The sequence below is a fragment of the Halomonas sp. NPDC076908 genome (genome assembly GCF_050269715.1).
Classification (GTDB): Bacteria; Pseudomonadota; Gammaproteobacteria; order Pseudomonadales; family Halomonadaceae; genus Vreelandella.
Genome location: NZ_JBNNIW010000054.1, coordinates 1 through 16,242 on the forward strand (window position 1 = coordinate 1; position 16,242 = coordinate 16,242).

General features: G+C 49.7%; 16 protein-coding genes. 9 read left to right on the forward strand and 7 right to left on the reverse strand.

From position 1 onward, the window contains the following. Positions 1–237: 237 nt before the first annotated feature. The gene (amrS, locus tag ACQKE4_RS19105; RefSeq protein WP_427389847.1) at positions 238–1,734 is read right to left on the reverse strand and encodes an AmmeMemoRadiSam system radical SAM enzyme; all 1,497 of its coding nucleotides are present in this window, start codon (positions 1,732–1,734) and stop codon (positions 238–240) included. A gap of 191 nt (positions 1,735–1,925) precedes the next feature. On the opposite strand from amrS, the gene ACQKE4_RS19110 reads away from it, so the two are divergent. Continuing rightward, positions 1,926–2,387 (forward strand): Lrp/AsnC family transcriptional regulator, encoded by a 462-nt coding sequence (locus tag ACQKE4_RS19110; protein ID WP_427389848.1) that lies wholly within the window; start codon positions 1,926–1,928, stop codon positions 2,385–2,387. A 1-nt stretch (position 2,388) separates the two neighbouring features. Here the strand turns inward: ACQKE4_RS19110 and ACQKE4_RS19115 are convergent, their stop codons facing one another. From ACQKE4_RS19115 to msrP, 3 genes are all read right to left on the reverse strand, one after another. Further along, a complete protein-coding gene (locus ACQKE4_RS19115) occupies positions 2,389–3,018 on the reverse strand; it encodes a LysE family translocator (protein ID WP_427389849.1) in 630 nt (209 codons plus the stop codon). 208 nt (positions 3,019–3,226) lie between these two features. Continuing rightward, a complete protein-coding gene (gene msrQ / locus ACQKE4_RS19120) occupies positions 3,227–3,844 on the reverse strand; it encodes a protein-methionine-sulfoxide reductase heme-binding subunit MsrQ (RefSeq protein WP_427389850.1) in 618 nt (205 codons plus the stop codon). Then, positions 3,844–4,860 carry a protein-methionine-sulfoxide reductase catalytic subunit MsrP gene (msrP, locus tag ACQKE4_RS19125; protein WP_427389851.1) on the reverse strand — a complete coding sequence of 339 codons (1,017 nt, stop codon included), beginning with the start codon at positions 4,858–4,860 and terminating at the stop codon, positions 3,844–3,846. The genes msrQ and msrP overlap by 1 nt, the downstream gene beginning before the upstream one ends. A gap of 241 nt (positions 4,861–5,101) precedes the next feature. Here msrP and ACQKE4_RS19130 point away from each other — a divergent pair, with 241 nt between their 5' ends. The 7 genes from ACQKE4_RS19130 (at position 5,102) to ACQKE4_RS19160 (ending at position 11,279) form a co-directional block, all read left to right on the forward strand. Continuing rightward, positions 5,102–6,073, forward strand: a complete 972-nt coding sequence (locus ACQKE4_RS19130; protein ID WP_427389852.1) for a DUF2157 domain-containing protein — start codon at positions 5,102–5,104, stop codon at positions 6,071–6,073. Continuing rightward, a complete protein-coding gene (locus tag ACQKE4_RS19135) occupies positions 6,070–7,167 on the forward strand; it encodes a DUF4401 domain-containing protein (protein WP_427389853.1) in 1,098 nt (365 codons plus the stop codon). Before ACQKE4_RS19130 ends, ACQKE4_RS19135 begins: the two co-directional genes overlap by 4 nt. Next, entirely contained in the window at positions 7,157–7,693 is a 537-nt protein-coding gene (locus ACQKE4_RS19140; RefSeq protein ID WP_427389854.1) for a GDYXXLXY domain-containing protein, read from the forward strand. Before ACQKE4_RS19135 ends, ACQKE4_RS19140 begins: the two co-directional genes overlap by 11 nt. Positions 7,694–7,876: 183 nt before the next feature. Next, positions 7,877–9,604, forward strand: coding sequence for a mechanosensitive ion channel family protein (locus ACQKE4_RS19145; protein ID WP_427389855.1), 1,728 nt, complete (start codon positions 7,877–7,879; stop codon positions 9,602–9,604). A 100-nt stretch (positions 9,605–9,704) separates the two neighbouring features. Continuing rightward, entirely contained in the window at positions 9,705–9,995 is a 291-nt protein-coding gene (locus ACQKE4_RS19150) for a type II toxin-antitoxin system HigB family toxin (protein ID WP_427389856.1), read from the forward strand. 2 nt (positions 9,996–9,997) lie between these two features. After that, positions 9,998–10,429 carry a helix-turn-helix domain-containing protein gene (locus ACQKE4_RS19155; RefSeq protein ID WP_290841758.1) on the forward strand — a complete coding sequence of 144 codons (432 nt, stop codon included), beginning with the start codon at positions 9,998–10,000 and terminating at the stop codon, positions 10,427–10,429. Between the two features lie 103 nt (positions 10,430–10,532). Then, positions 10,533–11,279, forward strand: coding sequence for an alpha/beta hydrolase family protein (locus ACQKE4_RS19160; RefSeq protein WP_427389857.1), 747 nt, complete (start codon positions 10,533–10,535; stop codon positions 11,277–11,279). A 26-nt stretch (positions 11,280–11,305) separates the two neighbouring features. On the opposite strand, the gene ACQKE4_RS19165 is transcribed toward ACQKE4_RS19160, so the two are convergent. After that, positions 11,306–14,464 carry an acyl-[ACP]--phospholipid O-acyltransferase gene (locus ACQKE4_RS19165; protein WP_427389858.1) on the reverse strand — a complete coding sequence of 1,053 codons (3,159 nt, stop codon included), beginning with the start codon at positions 14,462–14,464 and terminating at the stop codon, positions 11,306–11,308. Positions 14,465–14,476: 12 nt separating this feature from the next. Beyond that, positions 14,477–15,436 (reverse strand): LysR family transcriptional regulator, encoded by a 960-nt coding sequence (locus tag ACQKE4_RS19170; protein WP_427389859.1) that lies wholly within the window; start codon positions 15,434–15,436, stop codon positions 14,477–14,479. 98 nt (positions 15,437–15,534) lie between these two features. Between ACQKE4_RS19170 and ACQKE4_RS19175 the strand changes: the two genes are divergently transcribed. Continuing rightward, on the forward strand, positions 15,535–16,128 hold the full coding sequence (locus ACQKE4_RS19175; RefSeq protein ID WP_427389860.1) for a DMT family transporter: 594 nt from the start codon (positions 15,535–15,537) through the stop codon (positions 16,126–16,128). Here ACQKE4_RS19175 and ACQKE4_RS19180 read toward each other — a convergent pair. Beyond that, a partial coding sequence (locus ACQKE4_RS19180; RefSeq protein WP_427389861.1) for a transposase occupies positions 16,030–16,242 on the reverse strand: 213 nt, incomplete at its 5' end. The two genes, ACQKE4_RS19175 and ACQKE4_RS19180, sit on opposite strands and share 99 nt — an antisense overlap.

Sequence of the window (16,242 nt, forward strand, 5' to 3'; positions counted from 1 at the left end):
GGCTTGCGAAAGCCAACTTGCACGGGGCGAATGATCAAAAAGTGCTCGCTGGCGGTGATAGGGAAAGTGTCGGCGCCGGCTTCACGGATTCAGGTGTTTTCTAATTCTTCAATATTAGGATTGTTTTTTCTTGAATAGAAGTATTCCGAGCCACTATCAAATGCACTGCACTGGAATATAGGACTAACAGATGATCTAGCCTGACTAAAATCATGCTGTTGATGGAGTAACTCTGTTTCAATTTTCATCGTTATTTACCATTTTTATTAGCTGTGGGTACATGTTTTGTTTGCCTTTATAGCCTATTTTAGGAGTGGTATCATTCATTGATATCCCTATATCCTCTATTGCTTCAGTTGGAAAATGAGCTCTGTCAAAAACTTCATGAAGATTTGAGGATATTCCCGGGGGCAATAGAAACTCAGTCCCAAGTTCTTGTGGCTTTGACTTTGCAATAATAAAGCGATAACTTTCTTTTGGCACAAGAGATATGTGCTCCCACTCTCCGTGCATCTTGTTTTCCATTATTCGCCTAAAGAAAATAATGTTTGAAATGTTCGTTGTGTTCGCTACTTGAGCATGTATTGATACAATATCTCCATGCCAATGAAACTCTTTTTTCTCGTAATCTGATATATTTAAGTGTTTTGGATTGATGGGTTTTTTAGAGTGAGTTTTTTGAAGTGTTATGAAGTTATTGTAGTGTCCGCATTTCAGACAATGACCTGTTTTATCTAAGCCAACGTTTTCTGCATTCAAACCATATCTTGTTACTAAAAGTGAAGAGCACTGATAACAATATGAGTTTGTTGCTTCATCGTCATTTATGTTGCCTAGGTAAACGTGTTTTAACCCCATTTCTTGTGCAATAGTTTTTGCTTTATGTAGCCGGTCTATAGGTGTCCTAGTGCTGTTAGCCATTTTATAATCTGGGTGGAATCGCACAAAGTGAAGTGGTACAGATGGGTCTAGTTCATCTAGTATCCATTTTGAAATGGTTCTGGCAGAATCTTCGTTATCGCTAATGTCTGTAACCATAAGGGTGCTTATTTCAACATGCTTGCCTGCATGATATACCTTCTTTATACCCTCTAACACTGGCTCAATCCAGCCGGTAGTAACTTTTCGGTAATACTCAGATGATGACGATTTTAGTGATATTGAAAAAATATCAATTACTGGAAGTAATTCATCAATAGCTTCTTCAGTAATAAAAAAAGCAGATTTATATAGGTTTATTAGGCCTGCTTCTTTTGCCAGCTTGGCCGTATCTAGGATAAACTCATGCCATACTACAGGGTCGTTGTATGTCCATGATAGCACCTTGATTCCATGTCGGAGGGCAGATTCTATCACCTGCTCTGGTGTATAGTAGTATACATCTTTGTCAGTAACGTACTTGGCTTGTGATGTTTTCCAGTTATGACAGTACCCACAATTCAGCATACACCCAATATTTCCCAAGGATAAAATTTTCTCACCTGGTGAAAAATGAAAAACTGCCTCTGTTTCGATAGTCTCTTGTGTATTGTGGACTCCTTTGCCATAATTTAAAGTTACAAGGCGACCGTTTCTATTTGCACGAACTTTACAAAAGCCGACTCGTCCTTCTTTAATGACACAGTTTCTAGGAGATAAATGACACTTTACACTTCCATCACTGAGAATTTCTTCTAAATTTGCTGGTTGGCTTTCTTGAGTCCATTTTTGTGTGCTGAGACCATTAATGCTCATGATAGTAACCTCCAATAATTAAAATTTATATTGCTTAATTATGGTGAATTTTAATTTATGACGATTCGGTGGTTATAAAAGAAGATGTATATTTATAATTATGCATTGGGTAGGGTGTTGGATAAATATATAAATTAAGTTTTTCTTTGGCTTTTTCCTTAAAAATTAAGCTTTTCTTTGTGAGGACTTAAATGGACAAAATTAATTTGAAAATTATCTGCGCTCTTCTAAAAAATGGTAGAGCCTCTATCACAAACTTGTCTCAACAAGTAGGACTGTCGATACCTGCAGTGACAGAGCGAATAAGAAAATTGGAGGAAAGTGGCGTTATAAAAGGCTACACAACGGTAGTTGATCTGGAGAAAGTTGGACTTGCTGTCTCTGCTGTAATTGGAATTACTGCCTTTAAACCACAAAAAGAGCAACTGCTAGCAAAGCTTGAGTCAATGCCAGAGGTGGTGGAGTGCCTACATGTGACAGGTGAAGACTCCTACTTGATAAGGATATATGTTCCTACTAATAGAGATGTTGAAAGATTTGTTTCAAATATAAATATGTATGGTGAAACAAAAACAAGAATTATTCTGTCAATGCCAATTTCTATGGATTGGAAAAGAGATGTTTTAGGTATGTTTTTGAACAATCGTCGTTGATTTATAATGTTTTAATGATGGCGTTTGCGATGGTATAACAACCAAATAAAGCTATTGAAATTCCAGCTAAGAAACTGATGGCTTTAATCTTAGAGTCATCTATTTTTGTTGCTAAGTAATAAGATGCGGAAGTCAAGGCTATCCACCAAGCAATAGACCCAAGGAAAACTCCCAGGCAAATTATGATCAATCTTAGGAGGCCTATTTCTGTGCCATCGCCTCCCCCTGGCGCTATTGCTGAAAATACCGCAATAAATGCAAAAATTGTCATTGGGTTCGATAGTGTAAGAAAGAAAGTAGACATATAAGCTTTTAGTGGAGAGTGTGATTTTTTGCTGTCAGTAGAGTAGCTTACGTTACTTTTTGCTGCAGAGAATCCCAGATAAATAAGTACTATCCCCCCTGCAATCGACAGCCATAACGTTGATGTTGTCAACAGTGATATAACTGTGGCAAAGCCAAGTACCCCCAATATTCCATAGATCAAGTCTGCTGAAGCAGCCCCTAATCCTGTTATAAAACCAAGCTTCCAGCCTCCAGCTAACGTCCTTTGAATGCAGAGCAGCCCTATTGGACCAACAGGAGCTGCTATCATAAATCCAATGGTCATACTTTGTGCTAAATAAAGCATATTTTTTTCTCTGTTTTGATTTTTTTATATTTTGTTGTTTATGTTGATTTTCCTCCATGTCATTTTTAACTTATTTAGCACTGATTGATTATTTTTTAATTTTCTTTGTGTTTTTTACTTATTTTTTAAGTATATCGCCAAGGGATATGATAACTGACCCACAGGTGGCCATTAGAGTTGTTCCAGATATAGCTCTTAATGTATGTAGTCAACGTCTAAACTGATAACGTAGTTTAGGCAGTATGCGGACGATGGGTGGAAGGCGAGTGACCATAATCAGCGCTGCAATCGCGGCATACATCGCCCACTCTTGCATATCGGCGCGCACTACCCAGAAGAAGTGCAGCAGGACGAGGCCCAAAATAACGTAGGAAAATTTATGCAGCGGCTTCCAGCGTTTGCCTAGGCGCTTCATCGACCACTTGTTAGACGTCGCCCCCAGCACGGCAAGGCCGATTAGCGCGATCATGCCGACAATGATGTAGGGCCGTTTGACGATCTCGCTACCCAGCAGTGCCCAGTTAAGCCCCAGAATAAATAGCGCATAGCTGAGCAAATGCAGCGTGGCGTAGGCGAGTGTCCATAAACCCAGCTGGCGTCGGATTAGCGCAAAGCCTTTCCAGCGGGTGAGCTTGGTGAGTGGGGTAAGACTCAAGGTAAGCAGCAGCATCCACAGCCCGCCGATACCGATATTCAGCAGCAAGTAGCGCCCCGGCTCGGGGCCGGCGGCGTTGATCGCCACCTGCCAACCCCAATATAGTAACGGCGCTAGCGCGGCCAGAAATACGCCCACACGCCATACCAACCATAAACGTGGGCTGGCCATTAGTAATTTGTCCTCAAATCCATACCTGCGTACATCTGGGCAACTTCATCGGCATAGCCATTAAACATCAAGGTATCAATGGTATTGGTGTTGAACAGGCTATTGGGCAGGCGGCGTTCGGTGGCCTGACTCCAGCGCGGATGATCCACCTCGGGGTTAACGTTAGCGTAGAAGCCGTACTCATTGGATGCAATTTGCTGCCAGGAGTTAACTGGCTGCTCTTCCACCAACGAGATACGCACAATCGATTTGATGCTCTTGAAACCATACTTCCAGGGCACCACTAGTCGCAAGGGCGCTCCGTTTTGGTTGGGCAGTTCACGCCCATACATGCCCAGGGCCAGAATCGTTAGCGGGTTCATGGCTTCATCCATACGTAGGCCTTCCACGTAGGGCCAGTCGATGACTGAGAACGAGGAGCGCTGGCCTGGCATTTGCTCTGGGTCGACCAGAGTTTCAAAGCGAACGTACTTGGCTTTGCTGGTGGGTTCGGCACGCTTGATCACATCGGCAAGGGGAATGCCCAGCCAGGGAATGACCATCGACCACGCCTCGACGCAGCGCAGGCGATAAATACGCTCTTCAAACTGTGAAGGTCTGGCGAAGTCTTCAAGGGCAATGCGCCCACCGTTATTTACTTCACCATCGACCAGCACACTCCAGGGCTGGGTTTGTAGGCTGCCTGCATGGCGGGCGGGGTCGGTTTTACCCGAGCCAAATTCAAAGAAGTTGTTGTAGCCGCTGGCATCGTCATAAGGGGCGATGGTGTCTTTTTCAGGGTCGCTCGGGGTGATGGCCCGCCACTGGGTGTCGCTGATTTTTTCTTTAAGCCATTCTGGTGCACTGCTTTCAGGCACATCGGAGTAGTCTTCATTGGCGCGTACGTGGCCGGATAGGGCAAGCCCTGCGCCCAGGCCTGCCATACCGCCCATAAAGCGTCGACGGGAGAGGTAGATCGATTCCGGCGTAACATCGGATTCGTGCAAGTCACTCGGTTTAGCAATTTTTATTAGCATCTGGTGTCTCCACTTAGGCCGCGGTAAAGAAGCGATGGTTCGACGTTGAGGATGGTAAAAGGTTCTACGTAACTTGTATTGAATGGCATTTAAAAACAAGTAATGGATTGGTCTATTTTGCTTGCTGCAGGTGCCTACCGTATTAATGACATGTATGACTGGCTTAATAACCAAAATATAGACACTCTTTTGAGACTTAAATCTCTTACCTCTCTGCTATTAACCCGTAACAAGGAAGCCCATGGCTAACTCTCGCCGTGAATTGGTGTCGTTAATTGATCAGGGCGCTATACCGCCTGAGCAGGTGGCGCGTGCCGTGGAGGTGGCTGGGATGCACCCTTCAACCCGTGCCTGGGCAGTGTTTATTGATCGGCTATTGCTTTGGCTGGGTGTACTGGCAGTCACCTTCGCGGCGCTGTTTTTCGTAGCCTATAACTGGGCTGACATGGCTCGCTGGCTACGCTTTGGGATTTTGCAGGCGGCGCTGGTATCGGCGGTGGGTGTTGCCGTGTGGGGGAAAGCCAACCCTCTACTTGTAAGCGTGGCGCTTACGGCTGCATCCCTGCTGGTAGGCGTGCTCTTGGCGCTGTTTGGGCAGGTTTATCAAACCGGTGCCGACCCGTGGCAGCTATTTTTTATCTGGGCAGTGTTTACGCTACCTTGGGCATGGGTGGCACGCTTTGAGCTGCTTTGGGTGATGTGGCTGGGGTTACTCAACTTGGCCGTCGGACTCTGTTTCCGTACTTGGGGTTGGCCATTTGGCGCTTTAGTTAGTAGCGAGGCTGCGCTGTGGGGGCTTTTTGTACTGAATACGACGGCATTGTCGATATGGGAGTGGGACGCGCAGCGTTGTGACTGTCAAGGACGTTGGGTCATCCGTTTACTTGCGGTAGGAAGTGGTGTGCCTCTTACGCTGTTAATGATGACGTTAATAGCCGATGCGGGCCTCGAATGGTCACCAGTGCTGTTAATTTATCCATTCTGGCTGGCAGCGCTATATGGCATTTACCGCTATTGGCGGCCTGATCTGTTTATGATTGCGGGCGGCTGTGTCTCGGTGATAACGGTTATTACGCTGTTACTTGCGCGGTATACGCTATGGGAAGGTGAGTGGCAGTCGGGTAGTTTGCTTTTGCTGGCTATCGCCGTATTTGCGATGGGCGCCGGGGCAGTGGTGTGGCTAAAGCGTCTACATCTCGAGGCTACCCAGTGACTAATCACGTTAATAATTTAAAAGCGAGACTGGGCCAAGCAGGCATTACGGTAAACGAGCCAACCACGGCAGTGCCACTAAAGGCACCTTGGTTTGTGCGGGTGCTGCAGGCATTTTCCGGCTGGCTGGCAGCACTGTTTTTGTTGGGCTTTATCGCGACAGGTGTGGTGTTTGTGGTGGAAAGCCCGGTAGCATCCATGGGCGTTGGGCTTGCTATGGTCGGTGCAGCGTTTGCGCTATTACGTACGGCTCGGTGGGATGTACTCGAACACATGGCGCTGGCGGTGAGTTTAGCCGGGCAACTGCTAATCGCTTGGGGAATAGTCGAGCTTTGGGAGTTGTCCACTTCCTTATGGTGGCTACTCTTTGGCTTACAAGCCATGCTGGCGCTGGTAATGCCCAGTCAGGTTCACCGTAGCTTTTCTGCCTTGGCTGCTAGCCTGGCGCTTTATATGGCGTTGTCAGTGAGTGCTATTGGGCAAGTAGCCAGTGGATTGGTACTGCTTGCATTGACACTACTCTGGCTGAATGAATTTCGCTGGCCAAGCCGTATTAACGCCGTGCAGGCGTGGGGCTATGGCTTGTTAATGGGCCTGTTGGTTACCCAGGGTTTAGCGCACAGCGGCCAGCCATTCTGGTTTTGGTTTGATCATCACAGCCGCGGTGATTTTGCATGGCTAGCGCCATGGTTAAGCGTTGTATTGATTGCAATCTCGCTGGCCTTACTACTTTACGCCGTGTTTCAGCGCCATCTTCCATTTAAAAAGCATAAATCCCAATTAACGAGGAGCATTTTCGCCAGCGCAGCCGCGCTGCTGCTGATGGCTTTTTATGCGCCGGGGATTGGCCAGGGGGTGGTGGTATTACTGCTAGGTTTTGCGATTGGCCACCGTGTGTTAGTGGGGCTCGGGGTGTTTTCGCTGCTGGTGGGTATTATCAGTTTCTACTACTGGCTGGACGCGACGCTCTTAACCAAGGCGCTAACGCTGTTGGTGATGGGAGGCTTGCTGCTAATGCTGCGATGGGGGTTGCGTCGTTGGTTGGGCGCTTTTCTTACTCAGCCAAGCGGCGGGAGTCTAGACAATGAAGCGTAATGTTAAGTGGAGCCAGGCGATTGTCGTTACCACTATGTTGCTAATTTTAGTCGCTGTGAACTGGGCGATATGGGCGAAAGAGCGCCACTTGGGCGAAGGCGAGGTGGTTTACCTGGAATTAGCGCCGGTCGACCCGCGCTCATTAATGCAGGGTGACTATATGGCGCTAAACTTCGAACTCGCCAACCAAATTCAAAGCGCGCTATTTCAAGGTGCTGTGCTGCAAGATGAGCCTCAGCAAGCCAGTAATGGCTATGTGGTGGTGCGCTTGGATGAACAGCGCATCGCTCACTTTCAGCGGCTGGATGATGGTCGTGCTTTATCCAATGAAGAACGGCGACTGCGCTACCGGCTGCGCCATGGTCAGGTACGCTTCGCTACCGATGCGTTCTTCTTTCAGGAAGGCCACGCCGAACGCTATGAGCCTGCCCGCTACGGGCAATTTCGAGTGAATGGCAAGGGTGAACCGTTGCTGGTGGCTATGCATGGCGATGAGCTTAACAAGCTAGGCGAGATGGCTCGGTAATCCTCACTCTCTTAGCGGTTACTTTCAATGATGAATGCTTTGATACGCCTTGCTTCATCAGTAAAGGTAGGCTGTACTTTGTTCCTCCACTGACATGGATTGCTCAGTGACCATGCTGGGCTGGCTCGGTAACGGGCCTGTTGGCGGTAAGCAAAATGGCCCATTTTAATGAATAAGGTATATATGAAAGTAATCGGCTTGTGGATCGTGTGGGTAGTGCTGGTAGCGTTAGTTACCTTTTCCAGCCTCTGCGCGGCACAAACTCAAGGAGGGGAGAGCGAGGATAACCAGTGGTTCAGCGCCGATACGTTGAACGCTGGGCTAGGTGAGGTCCCGGATGACGTAAATCGTAGAACGCCGCGGGAGTCGGTGCGTAGTTTTGTCGAGCTTACCGAAGCGGAGGAGTATGCCGCAGCGGCGCATCTGCTTAACCTTTCTGACCTGTCTACTGATGAGCAGGCCGAGCAGGGCAGCGAACTTGCCATGCAGCTGGCCGAAATCTTCAAACGTGGCGAATGGCTGAATGTCTCCAATCTTTCCGGACGCCAGGATGCCGCGATTGAGGATACTACTGTTCAGGATCCCCGGGCCGGGGTGCCGCGTCGAGATATTGAAATTACTTCGCTACAGGTTGGCGGTGAAGCCTACGATATTCGTCTTGGTCGCTATCAAGTGGAAGGGGAAGATCCCGTCTGGCTGATCATGCCAGAGAGTGTTTCATCGATTCCTGTTTTGTATGAGGAGTATGGCCCTTCGTGGCTAGAGGCGTATATTCCTGATCGCTTTACGTCATCGTTTGGGATTCTGATGATATGGGAGTGGATCGCCATCCCCGCTTTCCTGTTGTTTATCGGTTTAGTGGGGTGGGGGGTGTATGGCTTTGTCGGGCTAACGGCCAAGTTATTACCCTCGGGCGCACAAAGTATTTTCGCTGCGCGTATTAAAGTTCCTATGGCGCTGATCGTTATCTCCTTGATTACTCAGGTGCTATTGGACTATGTGGTCTCCTTCTCGGCGGTGGCCACTACCACGTTCCGGGTATTGTTAATCGCTGTTCTGGCGTGGGGGGCTGGCACCATCGCACTCCGCTTAGTGGATACCATTATGCTGCGTCTAACGCGGCGGCTGGTGGGTGAAATCGATGACACCAAACCCAGAGATCAACGACGGTTACTGACGTCACTCTATGCGCTGCGTCGGATTATTATTCTGATTACGGTTATTGCTGTATCGGTATACGTGCTGGGGCAAATCCAGCTCTTTGAGACGCTGGGATTATCCATTCTCGCCTCTGCCAGTGTGTTAGCGGTGCTGGTAGGTATTGCGGGCCAAGCAATGCTTGGCAATATCCTTTCCTCTTTTCAGCTGTCATTTGCAAAACCCATTCGCATCGGCGATCTCGTTATGTTCGAGGGGCAGTGGTGCTACGTGGAAGGCATTTTCTATACCTTCATTCGGTTAAGAGTGTGGGATGAACGCCGCTTAATCGTGCCGGTTACCTATTTCGTCTCCAAGCCTTTTGAGAACCTGTCGGTTAAAAGTACCAAGATGTATCGCAGTTTGGAGCTGACTCTTCATTTGAGCGCGGATATATCGCTACTTAGAGAGAAGTTTCTGGCCTTCGCTGAAGAGGAAGAGAGCGTCATTGAGCACCATAAATTGCTCTGCAGTGTAACGGGACAAAACGGTACGGCCCAAATTATCACCTGTTACCTCATGACATCCGACCCCATGGCCGGGTGGACTGCAGAGGTGAACGTCCGTGAGAAACTGATGACCTTTATTCGCGATAACCATCCTGAGTGGTGGCCACGCGATGTTGTGGTGATTAGTCATCAGGATATCGCCCTAGGGGCTAGGCAGGGCAAGCAATCGTCGGCGACAGGTGGTGCAGAATCTCCTGCTGGTTAAGTAAATGACCGTAGCAGTGACCACTGCGTACTCGAAAATAGCATATTGCTATTTATAGCAATATGCTATAAAGTGCTTGTATGAGTGGGGGCTAAGCTAGATGCACATCATTACACAGAAGCGTATTTGGGAAGCTATAGAAGCTAATCCGAATACGGCCACAGCCCTAGAAGCATGGTATCGGCTGATTAAATCTAATAACCCAAAAGATTTCAGTGCTATGAAAGTGCTATTTCCAGCCACTGACAAAGTAGGGAATTACCATGTTTTTGACATAGGTGGCAACAAGCTGAGGTTAATCGCTGTTGTTCATTATCAAAGCAAAAAAGTATTTATCCGTCATATCCTCGATCATAAAGAGTACGACAAGGGTAAGTGGAAAAAGGAGTGACTATGCACGCACTCGTTGAGCAAGCAACTGAGCACTGGGTTTATCTTGCTCCTCTTCTTAGCGACCCACACAGCGAGGCAGAATACGATGCTCGGGTCGCGGCTCTGGATGAAATCCTCGAGCTTGTCGGCGAAGATGAGTCCCATCCACTTGTCGGCTTAGCGAATCGCTTGGGTGATATCATTGAATCCTATGATGAACTACATCGCCCAATGCCTGAGGTGACAGGACGCGAGGTACTTCGCTACCTTATGCAGGAGCATGGGATAGCGCAGAGCGAGCTACCTGAAGTCGGCGCTCAATCGGTGGTGTCTGCAGTTCTCAATGGGCGCCGCAAGTTGAACTGGCGCCAAATCTGCGAGCTTTCGGAGCGATTTGGCATCGCAACAGACTCGTTCAAAGAACCCAGAGAAAAGCTGAGAGTTTTGAACTGAGAAAATGCCGACTGAGCCATCTTTGAGCTTATTTAAGCCTTATGCCCAGATATTCAAGCTCTATTTTTTTGAAGAAGTGATTGTTTAATTGGTTTTAAATATCGTGCAGCGCTTACTACCCGGCTGGGGCGTGACCTACGGCCCGCCGGGTGATGGCCCTTTCCCGGCTATTATGCTGCTGCATGGTTCTGAAGGGGCATGGGCGGGGTGGAGCCATCGTGACGCGATGCTATTCGCCGCCCATGGCTTCTTGGCGTTCCCTTATGGCTACTCAAGTGGCGGTAATGCATGGAACGCGGGGCATATTATTGATTACCCACTGGATCGCAGTGTAGAGGCATTTAAAGCCCTACGGGAATTCCAGTTCGCTGATGAGCGAGTAGGGCTCTATGGCATCTCCCGCGGCGCCGAACATGCGTTATTGCTCGGCTTACTGATGGCAGTAGATAATATCGAAGGTATGCCTGATGCCATTGCCGCGCATAGCCCGCCAGATGTTGTGTGCGGTGCCTTTGATGCCCGTAGTTTTCGTGATGCGGGGGATCCAGGCTGGCAAGCCTGGGATGTCAGCAAACGCGCTTGGATGTGGCAGGGTAGCCATGAAGATTTATTGCCCACAACACCGATTGAGATTGAGCGCTACCCTGGCCCGCTGTTTCTCTCCCATGGTATGCAAGACCGTATGTGGTCGGTTGACATGACCAAACGCCTGGAGCAACGCTTGCGTAAGCATGGTCGCCACCCTGAAGTGCACTACTATGAGGGCGAGGATCACATACCCAGTGGTGTTGGTCAGAATACACACAACCAACTGCTGTTGGATTTCTTTTCAAACCACCTTTGTAACTAATAAAAATAGCAGTAAGGGTGGCTGCTTTACACAGTACTGGCATAGCGGCCGAGCAAAGTTAAGAAGCCGTCTTCATCAATAAACCCTTTATCACCCGTAATATACCAGCGGTGACCTTCAATCTCTCTTAGCACGTTATCGGTACGGTTGGGGTCATTCAGATACCCCAGCATGATTTGAGGACCGCTGATCAAAATCATGCCCACCTCGCTACTGGCCCGCTCCTCAAAACTTTCAGGATCCACAATTTTGAAACTCGTGCCGGGCAGCGGCATGCCTACGCTACCAAGCTTGCTACCGCGCTGAATCTGCTGGTAATGGGCACCCATAGCATCGGGCAAATTCACTGAGGCGACAGGCGCAATTTCGGTGGCACCATAGCCTTCATAGACCGGCTTGTGAAACTTCAGCGCAAAGCTCGTGCGCACGTTTTCATCGAGTTTCTCTGCCCCAGCCACTACCACCCTTAAGCTTTCCAACATCAGCGGGTGTACCTCTTGGCTATCAACGAACAAGCGCAAAAAACTCGACATACTGAACATGATGGTAGCTTTGTGCTTAGCCACTGCGGCAGCAATGCCGGGGGCATCGGTGGGGTCGTCGTGACACACCAACGGTAGCCCTTCGATTAATGGAAGCAGCTGGGTCACGGTGAAGCCAAAGACGTGGTACAGCGGCAGCGAACCCATTACCACATCGTTGCTTTGTGTATTGAGAACGTCGGAGGTTTGCTTGATGTTCGCCATCAGGTTGCGGTGGCTAAGCATTACCCCTTTGGGCAGGCCTTCGCTGCCGCTTGAAAACAAGATGGCTGCGGTGGCATGAGGGGCGTGACTACGGCAGAAGCCACTTTGCAATAGCCATGTGGGCAGTATTCGCACCGCCAGCCATATGCTCACATGCTCAATGCGGCCTATGGAAGCTTGCAGGGTTTCAAGATATACCACCTGTCTATTAGCGAGTAACTCGCTAATGTTTAGCCCGCGCTGTTCAAGTTTTTCCACGAAGCGCCGCGAGGTAAAGAGCGTTGTAATTTCCGCTTGGTGAAGGAAAATCGTCAGCATCTCTTGGCTGGCGGTGTAGTCGAGGTTTACTACCGTTTTGCCCGCCAGGAGCGTTGCCATATTAGCGATGACGCCAACGCTACTGGTAGGTAGCAGTAGGCCAACGTTTTGCCCTGGGTTGAATTTACGAATACGTTTCGCCATTAATACGCTAGCGGTTAGCGCTTGGCTTGCATCGAGCGCTCTGCCTTGAACATCCGCCACGGTAAATTCACTCGGGCGTCGTTTGACGCTTTGAATCCAGGCCTCGGGTAGGGTGGGTAGATCGTCCATGGCCCGCTGCCAAGAGCGGGCGGCCTGTTCAAAAATATGCCGTTTGAGCACATCGGCGGGAGTGTCTTTAGCAATTGGTTTGCCAAACGCGACTACCACCGAGCGGTGCAGCGGAGCGTTGCGCAGCTCTTTTAACTTGCTTGATGAGCGGGAGAACTGACTGCCCCACAGGCCGCGTAGGTAGAAGGGGACGATTTTAACGTCAGGATTAGCCATTTTGCAGGCGCGCTCATAGCCGCGGCGGAATTCACCCAGTTGCCCAGTCCGGCTTATTGCCCCTTCAGGAAACAAGCACACCACTTCACCGGCGTTGAGCTGTTCAGCGACATCGGCTAGGGCCTGTTCAGCGGCACTGCCACGCTCGATGGGAATACAGCCTAGGGCTTTAAAGAACCAGCGCAGATACCAACGCTGATAAATCGCTTTCAGCATCACAAAACGTACCGGGCGCGGGCTAGCGATTTGTACTATGGCCCAATCCACCCAACTAATATGATTGCCTAGTAACAGCACGCCGCCTTGGGCGGGCAAGTTCTCTAAGCCATGTACGTCTACGCGGTAGCGGCGTGTTAGCAAGAAGCTGAGCAGAAAGCGCACCAGGCTTTGTGGCAGTTTAATAACGGTGTAGCCACCGCCCACCATCGCCACGCTAGCAATCAACATTAACAGGTAAAGGCTATCCACTCCCGCTAAGGCAAACAGCGCTGTGAGCACTAAAAAGCCCAGCATGGCGATGTTCTGAATCCAGTTATTGGCGGCCAGCACAGTGCCAAGCTCGTTATCATCGGCGTGAAACTGAATCAATGCATTGAGCGGCACAATAAACAGACCGCCCATGATGCCGATAACGACAAAGTTCAGCGCTTGGCTGGTAGGTGTGGAAAATAGCGGCAGGCACCATAAACCGATGGCTACGCCTAAAGCGCCAACCGGTATTAGTCCGGTTTCTATGCGGTTGTGTGAGAGCCTGCTAGCGAGCAGGGATCCCAACGCAATGCCGATACCGCTAGCCGCAAGAATGCCTTGTAACACCAAGGTGTTATCGATACTAAGCGCGTCTTTAGCGTAGGCCGGAAAGGCGGCCAATAGCACTTGGCCAACTGACCAAAACGTCGCAAGACCGATAATGGAAAGCCGGATAACGGGCTGATGCGCGATTATCCGCAGATTGTCTTTTAGTGCAGTGCCTTTGATATAGCGCTGCCAAGTGAGTGGTATGTCAGTGGTCTGGGTGTTATCCAAAGGAAGGCGGTAAAGCGCCACTACCTGAATCGCGCTATTGAGCACTAGCAGCCAGCCCAACGGCGCGACCTGACGTAGCAGCTGCGCTGGGGTTTGGTCTTCAGGCGATATCCAGGTTTCAAACAGCGCGGTAAAAGCCACCGTGCCCGCTAGGATGGCGCCAATCGTCACTGCTTGGATAAGTCCGTTAGCTTCTGCCAGGCGCGGCTTACCAAATAGCCCTTTTACCAAGCCGTACTTTGCCGGTGAATAGAAGGCCGATTGAATGGCTAGCAGCAGTGTCATAGCAAAGGCTAACCAGAACCAACCCTGATAATAGGCGGCGGTAATGCCCAGTGACACGGCGACCGCTGCACAGGCAGATACTCGCAGAACGCGTACCTTGGGGTAGGTGTCAGCCACATGGCCCGCCGGGCTAAATAATAAAATAAACGGCAGCAAAATTAATCCATTCACCAGCGCGGTCAGCACTACCTGGGCGGTACCGTCATAGCTTTTAAAAATCGTATTTTGAATAACAATCTTGTGCCCTAAATCCACAAAGGCATTCAGAAAAATAGCAATCAAGTAGGGCCAAGCGCCCGGAAGTCGTAGCAGTCGATGCATGGTGCGATAGCCCTATAATTGCTTAGAAATCGTGCGCTTTAGAGGTTCATCACGAAACTGAGCGGCTTCATTTTCTAACCACTCGACGAAGCGAGCTACCGCCATGGGGGCTTCTCCGTCAGTAGGCAGAATCAGATCATAGGCGAAAGGTGATTCGAGCGGATAGTTTTTGCCAAAAGGGCGCACTAAAACGCCGCTGGCGAGTCGGTCAGCTATCAACGGGTAGCTGGCAAGTACCACACCTTGACCGGCAATAGCTTGATCCAGCGCTAGGCTGTAGAGCGAATATTGGCGCTGGTTGGGCATCTTGTTTATTGCGACCCCAGCACTTTTGAACCAGTCACTCCAGCCTGGGACTTGGTGGCTAGCATGGCCGCACCAATCTACCGTGAGCAGGGTTTGGCTGAGCAAGTCGACGGGAGAGTGTATGTTCATTTGCGCCAACAAGGCGGGTGAGCACACGGGAAATAGTGTATCTTCAAATAGCCGCAGGCTGGAAACAGCGGGCCAAGGGCCTTGGCCGTAACGCAGCGATAAGCGTGCTCTATTCGGCAGCCAAAGGGGAGGCATTAAACGCGCCTCGGCATCCAGGGAAATCTCTATTTGGCGCTCATTCGCTTCAAAGATGGGTAAGCGCGGTAGTAGCCAGAGTTGAAGGAAAGAGGGCGGTGCACTAATCAATAAGCGAAAGGCTTGTTCTGAGCGCTCGGTTACCTGTTGTACGCCGCCAGCGATACGCAAAAGGCCGGCTTGTACATCTTCCGCTAATACCCGGCCCGCCTCCGTGACACAAACCCCATTGGCATGCCGTTCAAATAGTAAAACGCCCAAGCGTTCTTCCAACTGCTTAACCTGTCGGCTAACGGCACCAGGGGTCACGCCTAAACGATAAGCCGCGGCTTTGAAGCTGTTCTCGCGCGCAGCCTCAGCAAAGGCACGCAGTGCATTCAGCGGTAGCCTTTCAATTCGCATTGCATGAGTTTTCCTAAGCCTAGGGCTGACAAGTAATCGTTTGTGGCGCAGTGACGCTTGCTGGTGCAATAGCCGCCTTGATCATACAGGAGAGCGTCATGAATCATCAAAGAGCAGTGTCATTGATACCGAGTGCCGCTTCTCAGCGAAAGCCGGTGGACGTAACAGCAGCATCGTGGATGTTGCTGTTCTGCGTGGTACTAGGTTTTCAACAAGTAGCGATTAAAGGCGTGGCTGAGGATATCTCACCCATCGTGCAGGTGACTTTGCGCTCCGCTATTGCTGGCTGTCTGGTCGCCCTGCTTGCCTATTGGCGGGGCATTCGCTGGGCGGATGCGGTGCGTCATTGGGCGCCTGGGTTGTTGGTAGGCCTCGGATTTACTGCCGAATTCGCTTTTGTCGCCTGGGGGCTAACCTATACGTTGGCGTCGCATATGTCGGTCTTTCTCTATACAGCCCCAATATTCGCCGCCTTGGGGCTGCATCTTTGGGTCCCTGGGGAGCAACTCTCTATTCGTCAATGGTGGGGCGTTGGATTGGCTTTTTTGGGGATGGTGATCGCCATGGCGCCTAGCGGTATTTATGATAAGTGGTTATGCAAAAGTTATCGAGTTATTAGTCCCGTAACCATCACACACGTTTTTGACCGCTTCACAGAGCTTATCGAACGAACGGTAGGCTGTCAGCGGTAGCCATCGGTACTTGATTTCGCGCCAAAGAATTTCGATCAGGTTCAGCTCCGGCGAATAAGGCGACAGATATACCAGATGAATGCGGTGTGCCATCCAATCGATGATTTTGCGCTG